Consider the following 16,383-nt stretch of genomic DNA (forward strand, 5'->3'; position numbering starts at 1 on the left):
TGCCTTGCCATTAGATCTTCTGGCTTTAGTCTGTAACCAATTGAGCGAGGTGTTTTCTATCTATAGCTGTTTGGTCTAAGTAGCATTTATTTGTTTTTCAGAGATTCTGGTGCTGTGGTAAAATTTGTTAGGTACTTAGATATCGATATCAATGTGGCGAATAAACTTGATATCATATTGTTTGTTTTTTAAGGGGTTCAAATTTTGATGATTTGAACGACATAATAATTGAACCAACAGCAATATTTGTTGGCCTTAGGTTTTAATGAAAATACCAAAAAGATTACAGCCACTGGTAGATGATGGACTGATAGATGAAGTGCTTTATCAGCTTATGAGTGGCAAAGAAGCCACAGTATATGCAGTGCAATGTGGAGCCGAAGTACGTTGTGCCAAGGTCTATAAAGAGGCCATGAAACGTAGTTTTAAAAAGGCTGCGCAATATCAGGAAGGCCGCAAGGTCCGCAACACTCGTCGTGCCCGAGCTATGGAGAAAGGCTCTAAGTTTGGCCGAAAGCAACAAGAAGATGCATGGCAAAACACTGAAGTGGACGCCTTATTTAAATTAGCCAAAGCTGGGGTCAGAGTACCTGAGCCTTACGGTTGTTATGAAGGTGTGTTACTGATGGAACTAGTCACAGATGACGAGGGCGAAGTGGCTCCCAGACTCAACGATGTGTCTATGTCTGCGGAACAAGCCATTGAAGATCATGCTTTAGTGATGGTCTATGTCATGCGTATGTTGTGTGTAGGTTTAATACACGGCGATTTATCAGAGTTTAATGTCTTAGTAGACGACTACGGCCCGGTTATTATTGATTTACCCCAAGTGGTGGATGCGGCAGCGAATAACAATGCATTTAGCATGTTACAGCGCGATGTACGCAATATGTGTGAGTATTACGGACAATACGCCCCAGAATTGACAAAAACATTTTACGCTGAAGAAATGTGGGCTTTATTTGAAGCAGGTGAATTGACACCTGAAACACAACTAACAGGGCACTTCGAACAACCTGATGATGATGCAGACGTAGACTCAGTATTAGAAGAAATCAAGGCCGCTTTCGCTGAAGAACAAGAACGCCAAGAAAGAGTAAGAGAAGCTAACGAACCGCTTTAACTTGCTTTTGTCTGGAATACCAAGTGCAGAAGCAGATGCTGCTTAAATATTCAGTAAGTATATATGCGAGTGTGTTTTAACGTTTTATTCGAGCAATTTGGTATTACAAGTGACCCATGCAGGCGCCTTTAAACTTTTCCCTTTATCAGTAAAGTATTCGACAGTTGGGTGAGATGATAGAGGAAAAAACGAGCATCACTGTGGTGATACTCGACTTTTAATCCCCATCTAATTTAAAACTACTTAGACATTACTTCCCAACCTGTAAATTGCGGGTTTGCGGAGGTGTTATTATTCCATAGCCAAATGGATGGGGTTGTTAGTTTTCATTCCTGCTTAAAAGATCCGTTTATTCGTGATCATGATCTTCTTCTGCAACGCCTAGCCAGGTAATGGCTCCAGGTGCATAATCCAGTTCTATGTCACCTTCAATTTCCTTATCTTCCAAATGAATTTGCAGGACATGCTGAGCAATAGGATCCGCCACATACACATAATGGCCGTTTTGCGCCACAGTCATGCTGAATGACATACCCTCAGGCATAGTGGCTACATCTTCTTCAGTAATATCTAACTGACTTTCTAATTCCCAGTGCATATGACCATCGTGTTCATGGGCATTAAGAATATTCAGGTAACCTGCGTCATCCAAAACCAGAAAATATGCCCCATCATGCGAGAATGCATAAGCAACCGGGCTGGCATCAGGTTGCCATTCCAGCGCTTCCATTTCATTTTCCTCAGGATTCACACTCAGCAAAATGGCTGGTCCACCACCGTGTCCTGAAGCTATACCGATAAAAGACTCATTATCTTCATGACCGTATAGTGTGCCGATGCGCAGTCCATCTAGGATGTCAATATTGGCAATTTTTTCAGCTTCGTATTCATCGTCGTGTTGATGAGCAACTAACACGCCATCGATACAGCCAAATACCACATATTCATGATTTTGTGCGGCACCATGTAAATCTGGACAGTTGATTTCTAATACCTGTTCCAGTTCATATTCATCGTCATGCAAGTGATACACACCTACTTGATCTGGTAGTATTTTGGCTGCCGAAGTGCTCTCGGCATCATCGCGGCGCACTGTAGACAACAAATGCTCACCACGAGGTTTGGCTACGCCATGCATGTTGATGCTGTAATCCAAAGTAGGTAACACACTGGTTTGATTGCTAATGTCGGTATCTGTGAGAACCTGTACTGAAGCAGGGATCCCAGATTCGGCATCACCATCATAAAAAATGGCCATCTGACCATCATGCTTGATGACGTGGGTCGGACGACTTGCGGCCAACTCATAGTCGCTCATCACTGGGGCTTGTTTATAATCATGTAGATGTTCACCGTGATCTTCTCGCCACAAGCCTCCATCAATAAAACCAACATAATCCTGAGCGCGACTGGCAATCACTGCAAAACGATAATCGGCTGATACGCTTAAGGCATTGGATTCATGTACCAAAGAAAAGCTATCTAACGCGTCATTATCGTCTAAATCAAATACAGTTAGATCGGCACTTTCAGCCGATAGTACTGCTAAGCGCCCCATAGACTCGATGGTATAACTGTCATCTACATGGTCGTGATCATCATGATCGTCATCTGTTTCCTCAATAGGATCTTTTTCAATTATGTTTGTTTCTGCATCGCCACATGCAGTTAACATTAACGCACTGATCGTGACTGCCAGCAGGTTAAGTGGAAATGGTTTGAGCATAGTATTTTCCTTATTATTTAAATGTAATTCTCAGATTAGAAGTAGCCACGAATGCCCAAGGCAAAGCTGCGGCCTGGGCGTGGAGCAATGTCTTTAATAAACGAGCTATGCACTCTTGCCTCGGTATCCGTTAAGTTGCTGCCTTTTAGATAGATAGCCATATCCTGATTAAAGAGTGGTAGGTCGTAAGAAATACTGGCATCAACCAGCGTATATCCACTTGTTTGGGTTTCCTGGGCAGCAACACGGTCTTGCTTCTGATAGCGGGTAATATCCAGATGGGCACTTAATCTCTGGTTTTCATAGCTAAACTGGGTGCCAAAACGCATGGGTGGGGTGCGAGGTAAATCACCACCGTCTTTTAAACGGGCTCGGACATAATCGGAAAACACGGCGGCTTTAAATTCATCGCTAGCCTGCCAAGCAAGCTGTGTCTCAAAACCATGGAGGATCACATCATCGGTTTCGAAAATGTAAACAGGTAATTCATCGGTATGCTCATCACTTTCTTCTTCATGATCATGAGCATCCTCTTCACCATGGTCATGGCCACTTTCAGCAAATAGGCCAGTAGCGCTTTGATAGTAGTAATTGTCCACCTGATTATAGAAGGCATTAAATACAAAACCCAGATCACCTTGTGTTTTACGGAAAGTTAGGTCGATATTATTGGCAGTTTCAAGATCGATGTTTTCGTCAGTTAAACCAATATGGGTATCACCGTCATCCTCATGTAAGGCGAACAAGGCACCTACTTCATAAGAACTGGTGCCAATATGCGGACCAAACGACATTAACTCAGACGCCGAAGGCGCACGCTCTGAGCGTGATATTGCAATCCCTAGATTATAACCAGGGGTGAAATCCCAAACTAAACCTGCTGATAAGCTGACTGGGGTGAATTGATGTTTTACAGCAAATACACGGGTGGTAGTGGTTTCAACTTCTTCTTCATGTGAATGATCATGCTCATCTTCATCATGGTCGTGAGCTTCCAAAGTCGGCAGCAGTAGGTTGTTTGCCTCTAGTGTCACGCGCTCAATGCGGGCACCTAGTTGAAACAGTACATCGCCAAAGTGCTTTTCTTCCATCATAGCCAATGCAATAGTTTGGGTTTCTGATGGGGGAGTAAAGGCTTCTTCTCCTTGGGCCGCCACTTCACTGCGTTTATAATGCAAGCTGAGGCCACCATTCCACTCATCAAAAGGGTTATGATGAATATCTACCTTGAGCTCTTGAGTTTCGTTTTCGAATAGAGTACCTGTTTCGCCATTTTCAATTTCGGCATGTTCATATTCGGTAAAGCCACCTCGAAAATTAACTCTATTAATCACCTTCCCGGCAAAATTATACTCGCCCAACAACTGCACTCGGGTTTGTTCTAAGTCGGCGAAGACACTTTCTTCTTCTTCGTCGTGATCGTGATCTTCTTCCTCTTCTGAGTGACTATGGCCAGGTATGCCGTATTCGCGGTTAAATTGCTCTACTGCGACACCAAAATAACCCTCGTCAAATAAGTAACTTGCACCTAAAGTAATGCCATCGGACTTTTCACTGCTGTTTTCAACGACAAAATCATGGGCACCATCCTCGTCATCGTGATCCAGATCTGGCGCGATAGGCACCTCATAATCACTGGATTCTCGATAGTAACCATCAGCATAAAAGGCAAACGATTTCATACCTGTTGTTAAATTAAACGACGCCAATTTTTGCTCATCAGCAGAGTTGCCTTCCAGTAACCATTCGCCTTGCGTAGTGTTATCTGTAGGTACACGTCCATCAACCACATTGACTACACCACCTATTGCGCCGCTACCGTAAAAGAGTGTTGCTGGACCACGTAACACTTCGATTTGTTGTGCAGTTGACGCTTCTGATGCAACTGAATGATCAGGACCCACTCTAGATACATCGCTTACATCAAGCCCATTTTGTGCGATCAATACACGTGGGCCACTTAAGCCACGAATAATAGGGGTACTGGCCACATTGCCATGGAAGTTGGTATTCACTCCTGGCAATTTTTCCAAACTATCACCCAATGTAGAGGCTTGCTGGCGACGCAATGCATCACCGGCCAAAACGCTGACCGGTGATGCAGACTCCATAATTGACATATGTATAGGTGTGCCAACAATATCGACCACTTCAATGGGGGATCGACTCAGAGACAAGGTTAAGGTTTTAACTTTGTCGTCGGCCAACATAATGTCTTGATGCAGGTGGGCATAATTTGCCGCAGAGATATGAATTTCATTTTTGCCAGCACTAAGTTTTTTGAAAACAAAGCGCCCTTCGTTGTCAGTGATGGTTTGAATATTTTCCCCATCAACTCGCACCGTTGCGCCAGTAATCGCTTTACCATCACTATTTACTACTACCCCTTCTATTGATTGTGCCATGGCAACAACAGGTAGCAGTGAAGTTATAACAGCCGCAATCCGTGATATTTTGTACATTTATCCTCCAACGTAATGTTATATTATTTCATTTTGTGGATGTTATGTTATATTGTATCAAAATGGAAATCAAACAGGTCTTAAATGCCGGATATGATCCACATGATGAAAGTATTGAGTGAACTGTTGAAACAATTATTTTCAGCAGGCGGCGAAGTGTCGTTTCTAAGAAAGAGTCAATCCATTAACAGGGGATGCGTAGTTTTGTTTATGAATAAGGTATGGACTCGGTTGTTTTTAATGTTCTTGATTAGTATTGGTTTTTCAGCCAACGCCCAGCAGCATACACATGGTCAAGGTCAACTTTTGATATCCCAAGAAGGAAATGAGTGGCATATGCAATTGATTTTACCGGCCGCTGATACCTTAGGTTTCGAGCATGTACCAGAGACTAAAGCACAGAAAAGTAAATATGAAACTCTCGCAAAGAAATTACAAAGAAACGCAGCTGTTATTGAAGTTGATGGTCAGTGCGCCCTAATAAAAGCCGCACATACTTTGGTAAACCAAGATGGGGATGAGCGCCATAAAAATCATAAACATAATAATGAGCAAAATCACCATGATGTAGAAGTTGAATATCAGTTTAAGTGTAAAGCAGCCATTACTCGGGTATATGTGAAAATCTTTGAAACTATGCCATCTCTGCATGCCATAGAGCTGCAGTGGCTGCTGGAAAATAGTCAGGGCATGTACACACTTACCCGCAACCAACCCTATATAGAGTGGTAGTTATGAATACTATGAACACAAGGGATCTTATAGAGGTTGCCAAGGATATTTGTGAACAGACGGGGTCTAGGCTCACAGAAACACGTCAACATATGTTGGAAGTGTTATCCACTGTAGATACGCCTAAATCCGCCTATGAGTTAACAGATGATTATAATCGGCTAGTTAATTCACCCATTATGGCGATGTCGGTTTACCGGATCCTCAATTTTTTGGCGTCCATAAAACTGGTTCATCACCTTCATTCAATAAACAAATACATTATTTGTAAACATCCCAAAGGGAGCAGTGAAGACCAAGTACCGCTGTTTCTAATTTGTACTTCGTGCCAACAGATAGAAGAAGTTGCAATAGCGAAAGATCTTATTCATGCATTATCAGACCATGCTGAAAGTAGCGGATTTGTCAGTGCAGGTTCACAAATTGAGCTCAATAGCTTATGCAAAAAATGCCAATCAAATATTCATCAACACTCACCTGGAGACTTAAATGGTCAAAATCCAACAAATAAGTGATAAAGCAGCAGTGGGGCTATCATTATTATGTGTGGTTCATTGTCTTTTCTTTCCCACTCTTTTAATTCTAATTCCCTCATTATCCGGCGTATTTGCCTTTAACGATGAGCTATTCCACACATGGCTACTCTACGCAGTTGTGCCTATCAGTATGATTGCCATGTTAATGGGGTACCTCCATCACCGCAGTCAGCGAGTGTTTTTGATTGGCGCCTTGGGCTTAATCATACTTATTTTGACTGCTTTTTTGGGCCATGACCTTTTAGGTAAATACGCAGAAGTAGCGTTGACCGTATTGGGTTCAAGCATCATTGCCTACAGCCATATTCGAAACTATCAACTGCGCTCACAAAACAAGCGTCCAGAACCTCATCATTAGGAGTCAAAAAAATATGCAGCAAGCAAAACTGCCGGTCACTGTTCTATCAGGATTTTTAGGCGCCGGGAAAACGACAGTACTGAGCCATATATTGAACAACCGTAAAGGGAAAAAAGTGGCCGTCATAGTGAATGATATGAGTGAAATCAATATCGATGCATCAACCTTAAAAAATGAAGTAACGTTAAATCACAGTGAAGAGAAGTTAGTTGAAATGAGTAATGGCTGTATTTGCTGCACTTTACGGGAAGATTTATTGTTAGAGGTAGGCAAACTCGCCGCAACTGGAAAGTTTGACTATTTAGTCATCGAATCGACAGGTATATCGGAACCACTTCCGGTAGCAGAAACCTTTACTTTTGCGGATGAAAACGGCCTCTCACTATCCGACGTTGCAGCTTTGGATACCATGGTCACAGTGGTCGACGCCCTTAATTTTCTTAACGATTATGATGAAGCAAAGTACCTACAAGAAACAGGCGAGCATCTCGGTGAAGAAGACGAACGCAGTGTCACAGACTTACTGGTTGAGCAGGTCGAATTTGCCGATGTCATTTTAGTCAGTAAAACCGATCTGGTTGAAAGTACAGAGCTTAATCGATTAATCAGCATCTTGAAAACTCTCAATACACAGGCACGTATTATTCCAATAAGTCATGGAAAAATTAATGTGGAAGAGGTGCTTGGTACTGGGCTTTTCGATTTTGACAAAGCCCAACAAGCCCCAGGATGGCTAAAAGAAATGCGTGGAGAGCATACACCTGAGTCCGAAGAGTATGGCATTGCGAGTTTCAGCTATTTAGCCCGTCGTCCTTTCCATCCTGAGAAATTTCATGAGTTTTTGCACGATACAGATAAGTTCGGTAAGTTAATTCGTTCTAAGGGGTACTTTTGGTTAGCTTCACGGCCAGAGTTTGCTGGTCAATGGAATCAGGCTGGTGGTATTGCTCACTATGGATTTGGCGGAATGTTCTGGAAAGCAGTGGCCAAATCTCAATGGCCTAGCGACGCAGATTCTTTAGCATCCATTGAAAAGCTCTGGGAAGAACCTTTTGGTGATATGCGCCAGGAATTAGTGTTTATTGGACAAAACCTGGATCGGGAGGCTGTCACTGACGCATTGAATCTTTGCCTGTTGTCAGATGAGGAGCTTGTGCAAGGAAAAAGCTACTGGAAAACCTTAGCCGATCCATTTCCTGAATGGGAGAACGAAGCATGAACAATGTATCTGTTTTGACGGAAATCACTCCAGAAAAAGTTCGAATTTCCTCGGAATCACACAGTCCCGCAGTTTTAACCGATATTTATGCTCAGAACATCAACATGTGCATCTGGAAACGGGAGCTGTCAGCAGAGATGCTCACAGATATTGAACAATATCTGCAGGGTGAACCAATCTTGAGTATCACTAAAATCATAAAGTCTGATGCAATTAATCAGCAGCTGAGTGACATTCTGAGGGATTTTTCAAACCTTACTGCCCTGCGGGACAACATCGCCGAATTAATCGATATGTTTTCTTGTCTTTTTGACCTGAAACAAGTGGGTTTTCGTCTTAACGTTCTCGAACATGCCATGTGCCCGCGTTTTCATGTAGACAAAATTCCTTTCCGTTTAATTACCACATTCAGTGGCAACGGCACACAATGGCTTCCCCATGATCGAGTCAATCGCGACAAACTGGGATTTAAAAGTCAGGGACTTTGTGATGAACAGTCAGGATTATATTTGAACGCCGATGATATTCAAATTGTAGCGCCGGGACATGTGGCCTTACTTAAAGGTGAGTTTTGGGAGGGGAACGAAGAGGCTGGATTAGTGCATCGTTCCCCCACGGCTAGTTCTGATAAAAAACGGCTGGTGATGACATTAGACTTTGCGTAGAAAGTGATACATGAGCACTCAGTTAAATAAAAATGCCTTGCTGGTCAACAAGGCATTTCACAGTGTTTGAACTTCTGTTGCTGGTACTCAAGTTTCAGCAAAAACATGACGAAACTGGGTTAACGATTAGGGGGGGGACGGGCAAAACTTGCAAATATTATCAAACTAAATCGCCTGTAATACCTGGTCATTACTCACAAATAACATTCAAGGAATTGGACTATCCATGACTAAAAATAATCAAATGGCTGCTATTGAGTCAGTAACCAAGGAAACATCTTGCTGTAGCCATTCTAGTTGCTGTGCCCCTCAAGAGCCTATTGTTCGCGACAAGCCCAAAGTCGGTCGCAATGACCCTTGCCCCTGCGGCAATGGTCGCAAGTTCAAAAAGTGTTGCGGTAAAAATAGATAAACTCTGAATTGGTATCTTAAGTGCTTGGATAGCCTATTTAACCAACGGCTATCTGAGCACTATCATATTTACAGAACTTGGTGAGTAAATTAGTCAATATATTAAACCTTAAATAAGGAAGCATGCTATGCATGTGGGCCGTGTAGCGCTATGCAATAGTGAGTTACACCTTTTACATATAACGAGGGAAAATGAACACTAAACAGTTAGCTATTCGAGCAGTTCCCACCAACATCATTAGTGGATTTTTAGGCGTGGGGAAAACGTCTGCAATCTTGCAGCTACTCAAACACAAACCTAAGGGAGAGCGCTGGGCAGTACTGGTAAATGAATTTGGTGAGATTGGTGTGGATGGAAGTTTACTTGAAGGACAATACACTAATGCTCAGGGTATTTTCATTCGTGAAGTGCCGGGAGGCTGTATGTGTTGCGCCGCGGGTCTGCCTATGCATATTGCATTAAATCAATTGTTGGCCAAAGCCAAGCCCGATCGCTTACTCATCGAACCCACAGGACTTGGGCATCCCAAAGAAGTGTTAAAGACACTCTCAGCAGAACATTATCAGGATGTATTATCATTGCATAAAACACTTACTCTGGTGGATGCAAGAAAACTCTCTGACAAGCGATATACTAGTCACGACACTTTTAATCAACAGATCGCCATTGCCGATGTTGTTATTGGTAATAAATTGGATCTCTATAAAGAGGAAGAACGAGCAAATTTAATCGCTTATGTTAAACAGCTCGGGCAAACTCACGCTGAAGTAATATTTACTCAATATGGGGATATCCCATTATCAGCATTGCAAGGTTTAACCACTAACAATCCTATACCAATACATCACCATCATCACAAAACTCAAACAAAACCACTGGTTTCAGAGCTAGCGATACCAGCCTGCGGTTTTGTAAAAGCGATGAATGAGGGAGAGGGGTTTAGTAGTATCGGTTGGCGCTTTTCACCCAAAAAGATTTTTAATCATAAATTGTTGTTTTCATTTTTAGCAGGTCTGCGAGTTGAACGAATGAAGGCAGTCTTCATTACGGATGCAGGTGTGGTTGGCTATAACCTGACTGGTGATGCGCTAACTGAGATCCACTTGGACGATTGCCTGGAGAGTAAAATAGAAATCATATCGAATGATATAGATGACAAATGGGAGTTGGCATTAATGCACTGTTTGCAAAACCCAGAGTAGCGCAGTACTTAAAAAATACGCCTGTGACTAATAGTTATTACACACTTTATACATCAATTCGATCGATAATCCTAAATATTGGATTTCTCCAGAAACGGGCACGTCAGTGTTGGCGTAGGTCGTCAGGTTGCCCTTGATAAGGTTTTATATTGACCAGACTTAGTTGATAGGCCGAGGTGCCTAATGGATCCTCAAATAGGCCCTGACTCAAAATACCTGACAAGGTAAACGCCTTATGTAATTCGATGTTTTTAAATCCATCTCTGAGTTGCACAAAAATCATTTGGTTAGGCGGTGGTGGTGGATAATGAATACAGGCTCCGAAATAAGGCACCAGAAAAAAACTTTTGACACTTCGGTCAGCATTAAGGTCAATAGGGACGATAAATCCAGAAATTGAGACGGCTTGTTCAAGTACAGTATCCACAATATCCGTTGAATACAAAGCTGACTTATAAGCAGGGTCACTACTCGCCTGTAGTGACAAAGCTAGCTGCTTGCTAAAGTCGTTTTCAGTTGTTTGATAATGAGCCAGTACATTCTTTTCTGCTTCGGGTATCAAAGCTGCCCAGCCTAAGGGGGATATTGACCGAGTGCTAAAGGTTTTGAGCAATGATGTATCTGGGGTTGTGTACAACACTCTTTCGGCGTTCCATAAAGTGTATATCGCTGGACTGACTTTCTGATAAAGCTTTGCCATTACTATGCCTGTTACAAAGAACACGCCCAGAAAAACAACCCATTTAAATCTGTTATTTAGCACTGTATTTGACAACTTTTCATAGTTAGACGCCGCATACCTAGGGAATTGTGTTCCTGTTATGTTTAATGACTTGGGGTAACGTGAAAGTGTGCCTCGTGCGTTTTAAAAATGGGAGCGCGCTTAAAAACCAGTCATTAAAATTACAAATATTTGAGTCATCATGGGTTATTCATCCTGATAAGGCATGATATTATCAAGCTGCATTCGGTAAGCAGAAGCACCCAGTTCGTTCTCTTTAATTTCGGTAGACAACACGCCTTCAAACCAAAAAGCATCATATAAATTATCCAGTGCGAAACCTTTGTCTAGCTCTGCATAAATGATTTGATTGGGTGGTGGTGGGGGCATATGCAGACAAGCTCCAAAATAAGGCACGATAAAAAACTCAGTGACCAATTGCGCGTCGTTTGTTTGCAGGGGCACGATAAACCCCGGCAATCGGATCGCTTTTTTATCATAAGTATTAACAACTTGAGTAGAGCGTAAGGCTTGCTGAAAACGCTGACTTTTCAGATCATCTGGGGATAACTCACCGAAAGACTCCATTGAATCTTGCTCGGAACCATCTTGTATATCTAACAAAAAATCCGGTGGATTCATCAATGCGTCAAGATCGTCCTGTGGCATAAGTGCGATCCAGTCTAGTGTTTGGTACTTTTGTTGTTGCAGCGGCTCAGCCACAGAAAACCCTGCCAACCCAATTAATATAAAAGCCATTAACCTTATTGCGAAATGCTGAAAACTGAGCATGTTACCTCTGATTAAAAGAATAGATTAGCGAAGTGCTTGCAGTATGTTATAACATATCATTATGTCAGGTGTATATCGACAACAAATAACAAGAGCACGGCTCGGGAATGAAATTGATATCAAGTGAGTTAAATAGTCATCAGCCTCTGGCGATTAATGTGAAAGGGCTGTATCACCGCTACTCAAAAACTGAAGATGCCACGGGGATATCCATTCCTCGATGGACCTTAAGGCGTGGAGAACGTATTTTTTTGTATGGTGAATCCGGCTCTGGTAAAACCACATTGCTGAATCTTTTAGCAGGCGTGCTAAACCCTACTAAAGGGGAAATACAACTGCTAGAACAAGAGTTTTCAAGCCTTACTTCCCGGGGTAAAGATAAATTTCGGGCCAAACATATAGGTGTGGTATTCCAGCAATTCAACCTAATTTCTTATTTAAGTGTAATGAAAAACATTCAGGTTGCAGCCTATTTTGCCGGTAATGCAAAAAGCCAAGTTGAACAAAGCGCCAGTGAATTGTTACTTAAGCTCAAACTTTCCCCTGATGTGTTACAACGACCTGCAGGCTCATTAAGTGTTGGACAGCAGCAACGTGTTGCTATTGCGCGGGCTCTCATCAATGAGCCTGAAATATTGCTGGTAGATGAACCCACTTCTGCGTTAGATGCCTGTGCTCGGGATGCGTTTATGGAAATTTTGATTGAGATCTGCCAACTCACTAGCACTAGCCTGGTTTTTGTCAGTCACGACATGTATTTACAGCGTTTTTTTGATGCAAGTGTTGATATGTCATCTTTACAAGAACCTGTGGAGAGTCTGGAATGTTAGTCTCTCTTGCGTGGAGTAGTTTAGGCAACCGCCGCAAATCGGTTGTTTTGACGTTTTTTTCTCTACTGATCAGCATCAGCGTATTACTCAGCGTTGAACACATTCGCCAAAATGCCAAAGAAAGTTTTAATAGAACAATATCTGCTGTAGATATTATTGTAGGCGCCCCTAGCGGCCAGTTAAATTTGCTGTTGTACTCAGTATTTAGAATGGGAAACCCTACTAATAATATTGCCTACGAGAGCTATGAAGCGCTCAGTAAAAATCAACATGTCGCTTGGACAATCCCAATTTTATTAGGTGACTCTCATCGTGGATTCCGAGTGATGGGGACCAATGAAAATTACTTTGTACGTTACAAATATGCGAACAAACAAACACTTGAGTTTGCTGCTGGCGCGCCGTTTTCCAAGCTGTTTCAGACGGTTATAGGTGCGGATGTTGCCAAACAATTAAAGTATCAGGTCGGCGATGAAATAGTCATTGCCCATGGAATAGGGAATACCAGCTTTACCAATCATGACAAAACTCCTTTTGTTATTAGTGGTATTCTCAAAGCAACAGGCACACCGGTTGATAAAACAATTCACGTAAGCCTAAATGCAATAGAAGCCATTCACTTGTCACCATCTCAGCAAAACAAGCTGTTAAATGACGCCAATGCAGTGGACTTAACCCCCAACGGCATGACAGCGGTAATGTTAGGTTTGAAGTCTCGAATGGCGACGTTCAAATTGCAACGGGAAATTAACAATAATAAAAAAGATCAGTTAATGGCTATTCTGCCTGGTGTTGCTATGGCTGAGTTATGGCAAATGATGGCAACAGTTGAAAACTTGTTACTGGTGATCAGCATCTTGGTGTTGATCTCTTCATTATTTGGCCTGTCTACTATGTTGCTGGCGTCCATGGGGCAACGCAAAAATGAAATCGCTGTGTTGCGAGTGTTAGGTGCAAGCCCAAGTGTTATTTTTGCTTTGGTACTGATCGAAGCGTTGCTGTTAGTTGTCTTAGTCATAGTGGCTGCCCTTGGACTTATCAGTTTCTTGTTAACGCTATCGAGTGATTGGTTGGCGACGGAATATGGCTTGTTTTTGAGTGGCAATCTGCTGTCAGCAGACTCTCTCAAGGTAGTAGCGGTTATTGTGGTTACGTCTGTTATCACGTCGTTGCTACCGGCTATTGAAGCTTATAGAAACGCCTTAGATGTAGGTTTGTCAAAAAAGCACTAATGATCAACAGATTATAAACAATGGTGCCAGTGTTATAGCGGTGTAAAACTTTAAACATTAGAAAGAGGAAAACTATGATTACTCGTCGGAATTTTAATTTAGGTGTGGTTTCCCTCGCTTTTTCAGGACTAGCGAAAAGTGCCTTGGGTAACAATCTGAGCGTCGAAAAAACAACCTTGGGCTATGGACCTTTGGTTGTTGACCCTAAAGGTTTATTGGATCTACCTTCAGGTTTTAGCTATAGGGTTATTTCGACCTTAGGTGAAAAAATGTCGGATGGGTTGAACGTGCCAGACAGGGCAGATGGCATGGGTTGCTTGCCGCTCGATGAGCAGCGTGTGGCATTGATCCGTAATCATGAATTACACCCAGGCCATATTACAAAGTTGCCGCAATCTCTGCAAAACCATAAAAGCAAGTTTTCCTATGATACTTATGCCAATGGGGTCGCTTTACCTGGGGGAACCAGCACTATTGTTTACAATCTTGTTACGGGTAAAAAAGAACAAGAATTTCTCAGCCTGATTGGCACAATTCGTAATTGTGCTGGTGGTGTCACGCCTTGGGGGACTTGGCTAAGCTGTGAAGAATCGGTCGACAAACCCAATGATATTATTAGTCAGGAACACGGATATATTTTTGAAGTACCGGCAACAGCCAAAGGACCGGTTGAACCTATCCCACTTAAAAAAATGGGTCGCTTTAATCATGAAGCCGCTGCTGTGGATCCAGCCTCTGGTATTGTTTATTTAACTGAAGATCGCGGAGACAGTCTTTTTTATCGTTTTATTCCCAATGTTTATGGAGAGCTGGCGAAAGGGGGGAAATTACAAGCTTTAGTAATAAAAAACAAAGCCCAATACGATACTCGCAATTGGACCGGCACCACCATGAACAAAGGTCAATGGTTAGATACCGAGTGGATTACCCTCACCAATCCTGAAAGCCCCGAAGATGATTTGCGTTTGCAGGGTTATTCTAAAGGGGCGGCGTTGTTTGCACGTGGTGAAGGGATCCATTGGGGAGAAAAGGAGTTGTATTTTTGTTGTACTAATGGTGGTGCAGGGCAATTAGGTCAAATCATGCAATATCGTCCATCACCCTTCGAAGGAACAAATAAAGAGGAGCTTGAGCCTGGAAAAATACAGTTATTTGTAGAGAGTGAAGATAAATCTTTATATAACTTCGGTGACAATTTGACAGTGATGCCAAATGGGCATTTATTAGTTTGCGAAGACCAATACACAGATGTGGTAGACAACCACCTTCGTGGTGTAAGCGAAAAGGGCGAATTATATACCTTTGCCAAATTACATGAACAAACCGAACTCGCTGGCGCGTGTTTTTCACCAGATGGTAAAACCTTGTTCGTTAATGTCTATTCCCCAACTAAAACCCTTGCAATACAAGGTGCTTGGTTGGGGTAATTCAGTATTCGAACACTTAGCGTTTTTGTATAGGGCTCTGAGTTACATTGTTACATCAACCTGCCGCTGCCGACCGTCGTGTTGCCTGCGGCGGGAATGCCAGGGGCAACCATAACCAAACTTGCCATCTGTTCGAGGGCAAAAAACAACACTTTGAATACAAGTTGGGTGAAATCAGATGGTAATTCGCTGACCGATGACACCACAGGCGCTCCTGGGATCTTCATCTGTGTCTGCATTGCGAATTGAGCTTTTATTGGTTGCAGCGGCACGAGCAATTTGGCGGGACTCACAGTCACACCATTGGCAATAGTAGTGCCGGGCAAGACTTGGGCATTTTGCATAAAACTTGCTAGCCCCATTGCAGTTTGCTTGGAAATTGTTTCCGCAAACATGTTCTGGCTGGGTCTCGACAGCCCACTTCCAGCTATAGCAGACATGGCTTTCATTTTAATTTCTATCTCGGTAGGGGGCACGCCAATCAGCTTTCCTATGCCAATTACATTACCCACCATTGCTGGTGGTGGCATGATGCTGCAGGGTACACCTGGACTCATGGATACCCGAGTCAGAAAATCCGCACAGGCATCTGCAATTACATTGCTTATCGCTTTGGCTAACTTCTGAACGGCTTGAGGGTTTTGGTTCATCATTTCAGATGAATGGGCAATACTAAACAGCATTGCTGCGTTGGGTGCTGGCATGGTTTTCTCCTTATTAGTTTATATGCCTATTGCTGTGCTTGTGTCCTCACGTCCTCACAAGCTGCTGTGTACAGTGTTTACAATTATTGGCAAGCATTTCGCACAAAAACTGAAGCTGATTCTATTCAGAGGATGTTCAAATAGAATTCTTACCAATTACAATGAAATATACGCTAATTCATCTTTACTGCAATTAATACATTGTGGATACAAATTAACCAAATTTGTATCGGTAATAATTA

The 16,383-nt window shown here is 42.6% G+C and carries 16 protein-coding genes; 11 read left to right on the top strand and 5 right to left on the bottom strand.

Features of this window, described 5'->3' with window-relative positions; genetic code table 11:
- Positions 1 to 265 precede the first annotated feature (265 nt).
- Positions 266 to 1,123 carry a PA4780 family RIO1-like protein kinase gene (locus tag AAC000_RS17790; RefSeq protein WP_339724572.1) on the top strand — a complete coding sequence of 286 codons (858 nt, stop codon included), beginning with the start codon at positions 266 to 268 and terminating at the stop codon, positions 1,121 to 1,123.
- Positions 1,124 to 1,472: 349 nt separating this feature from the next.
- Here the strand turns inward: AAC000_RS17790 and AAC000_RS17795 are convergent, their stop codons facing one another.
- Positions 1,473 to 2,849, bottom strand: coding sequence for a 5-methyltetrahydrofolate--homocysteine methyltransferase (locus AAC000_RS17795; RefSeq protein WP_339724574.1), 1,377 nt, complete (start codon positions 2,847 to 2,849; stop codon positions 1,473 to 1,475).
- A gap of 35 nt (positions 2,850 to 2,884) precedes the next feature.
- Positions 2,885 to 5,311, bottom strand: a complete 2,427-nt coding sequence (locus AAC000_RS17800; protein WP_339724575.1) for a TonB-dependent receptor — start codon at positions 5,309 to 5,311, stop codon at positions 2,885 to 2,887.
- Between the two features lie 84 nt (positions 5,312 to 5,395).
- Between AAC000_RS17800 and AAC000_RS17805 the strand changes: the two genes are divergently transcribed.
- The 7 genes from AAC000_RS17805 to AAC000_RS17835 all read left to right on the top strand — a co-directional run bounded on the left by AAC000_RS17805 (position 5,396) and on the right by AAC000_RS17835 (position 10,435).
- Entirely contained in the window at positions 5,396 to 6,043 is a 648-nt protein-coding gene (locus AAC000_RS17805) for a DUF2796 domain-containing protein (RefSeq protein ID WP_339724577.1), read from the top strand.
- Positions 6,044 to 6,045: 2 nt separating this feature from the next.
- Positions 6,046 to 6,558 (top strand): transcriptional repressor, encoded by a 513-nt coding sequence (locus AAC000_RS17810; protein WP_339724579.1) that lies wholly within the window; start codon positions 6,046 to 6,048, stop codon positions 6,556 to 6,558.
- Positions 6,533 to 6,937 (top strand): MerC domain-containing protein, encoded by a 405-nt coding sequence (locus AAC000_RS17815; protein ID WP_339724581.1) that lies wholly within the window; start codon positions 6,533 to 6,535, stop codon positions 6,935 to 6,937. The genes AAC000_RS17810 and AAC000_RS17815 overlap by 26 nt, the downstream gene beginning before the upstream one ends.
- A gap of 13 nt (positions 6,938 to 6,950) precedes the next feature.
- Entirely contained in the window at positions 6,951 to 8,156 is a 1,206-nt protein-coding gene (gene zigA / locus AAC000_RS17820; protein WP_339724583.1) for a zinc metallochaperone GTPase ZigA, read from the top strand.
- Positions 8,153 to 8,821, top strand: coding sequence for a DUF1826 domain-containing protein (locus AAC000_RS17825; RefSeq protein ID WP_339724585.1), 669 nt, complete (start codon positions 8,153 to 8,155; stop codon positions 8,819 to 8,821). Before zigA ends, AAC000_RS17825 begins: the two co-directional genes overlap by 4 nt.
- A gap of 244 nt (positions 8,822 to 9,065) precedes the next feature.
- Positions 9,066 to 9,233: an SEC-C metal-binding domain-containing protein gene (locus AAC000_RS17830; RefSeq protein WP_339724673.1), complete on the top strand. Its 168-nt coding sequence runs from the start codon at positions 9,066 to 9,068 to the stop codon at positions 9,231 to 9,233.
- Between the two features lie 191 nt (positions 9,234 to 9,424).
- Entirely contained in the window at positions 9,425 to 10,435 is a 1,011-nt protein-coding gene (locus tag AAC000_RS17835) for a GTP-binding protein (RefSeq protein ID WP_339724587.1), read from the top strand.
- Positions 10,436 to 10,538: 103 nt separating this feature from the next.
- Here the strand turns inward: AAC000_RS17835 and AAC000_RS17840 are convergent, their stop codons facing one another.
- Positions 10,539 to 11,135 carry a DUF3299 domain-containing protein gene (locus AAC000_RS17840; protein ID WP_339724589.1) on the bottom strand — a complete coding sequence of 199 codons (597 nt, stop codon included), beginning with the start codon at positions 11,133 to 11,135 and terminating at the stop codon, positions 10,539 to 10,541.
- Between the two features lie 228 nt (positions 11,136 to 11,363).
- Complete coding sequence (locus AAC000_RS17845; RefSeq protein WP_339724591.1) at positions 11,364 to 11,915, bottom strand: DUF3299 domain-containing protein; 552 nt, start codon at positions 11,913 to 11,915, stop codon at positions 11,364 to 11,366.
- A 140-nt stretch (positions 11,916 to 12,055) separates the two neighbouring features.
- Here AAC000_RS17845 and AAC000_RS17850 point away from each other — a divergent pair, with 140 nt between their 5' ends.
- The 3 genes from AAC000_RS17850 (at position 12,056) to AAC000_RS17860 (ending at position 15,437) form a co-directional block, all read left to right on the top strand.
- Positions 12,056 to 12,778, top strand: a complete 723-nt coding sequence (locus tag AAC000_RS17850) for an ATP-binding cassette domain-containing protein (protein WP_339724593.1) — start codon at positions 12,056 to 12,058, stop codon at positions 12,776 to 12,778.
- Complete coding sequence (locus AAC000_RS17855; protein WP_339724594.1) at positions 12,772 to 14,010, top strand: ABC transporter permease; 1,239 nt, start codon at positions 12,772 to 12,774, stop codon at positions 14,008 to 14,010. The genes AAC000_RS17850 and AAC000_RS17855 overlap by 7 nt, the downstream gene beginning before the upstream one ends.
- 74 nt (positions 14,011 to 14,084) lie before the next feature.
- Positions 14,085 to 15,437, top strand: coding sequence for an alkaline phosphatase PhoX (locus AAC000_RS17860; RefSeq protein ID WP_339724596.1), 1,353 nt, complete (start codon positions 14,085 to 14,087; stop codon positions 15,435 to 15,437).
- A gap of 50 nt (positions 15,438 to 15,487) precedes the next feature.
- On the opposite strand, the gene AAC000_RS17865 is transcribed toward AAC000_RS17860, so the two are convergent.
- Positions 15,488 to 16,141 (bottom strand): hypothetical protein, encoded by a 654-nt coding sequence (locus tag AAC000_RS17865; RefSeq protein WP_339724598.1) that lies wholly within the window; start codon positions 16,139 to 16,141, stop codon positions 15,488 to 15,490.
- Positions 16,142 to 16,383 lie beyond the last annotated feature (242 nt).

The organism is uncultured Paraglaciecola sp. (assembly GCF_963977085.1).
In the GTDB taxonomy this organism is placed as follows: Bacteria; Pseudomonadota; Gammaproteobacteria; order Enterobacterales; family Alteromonadaceae; genus Paraglaciecola.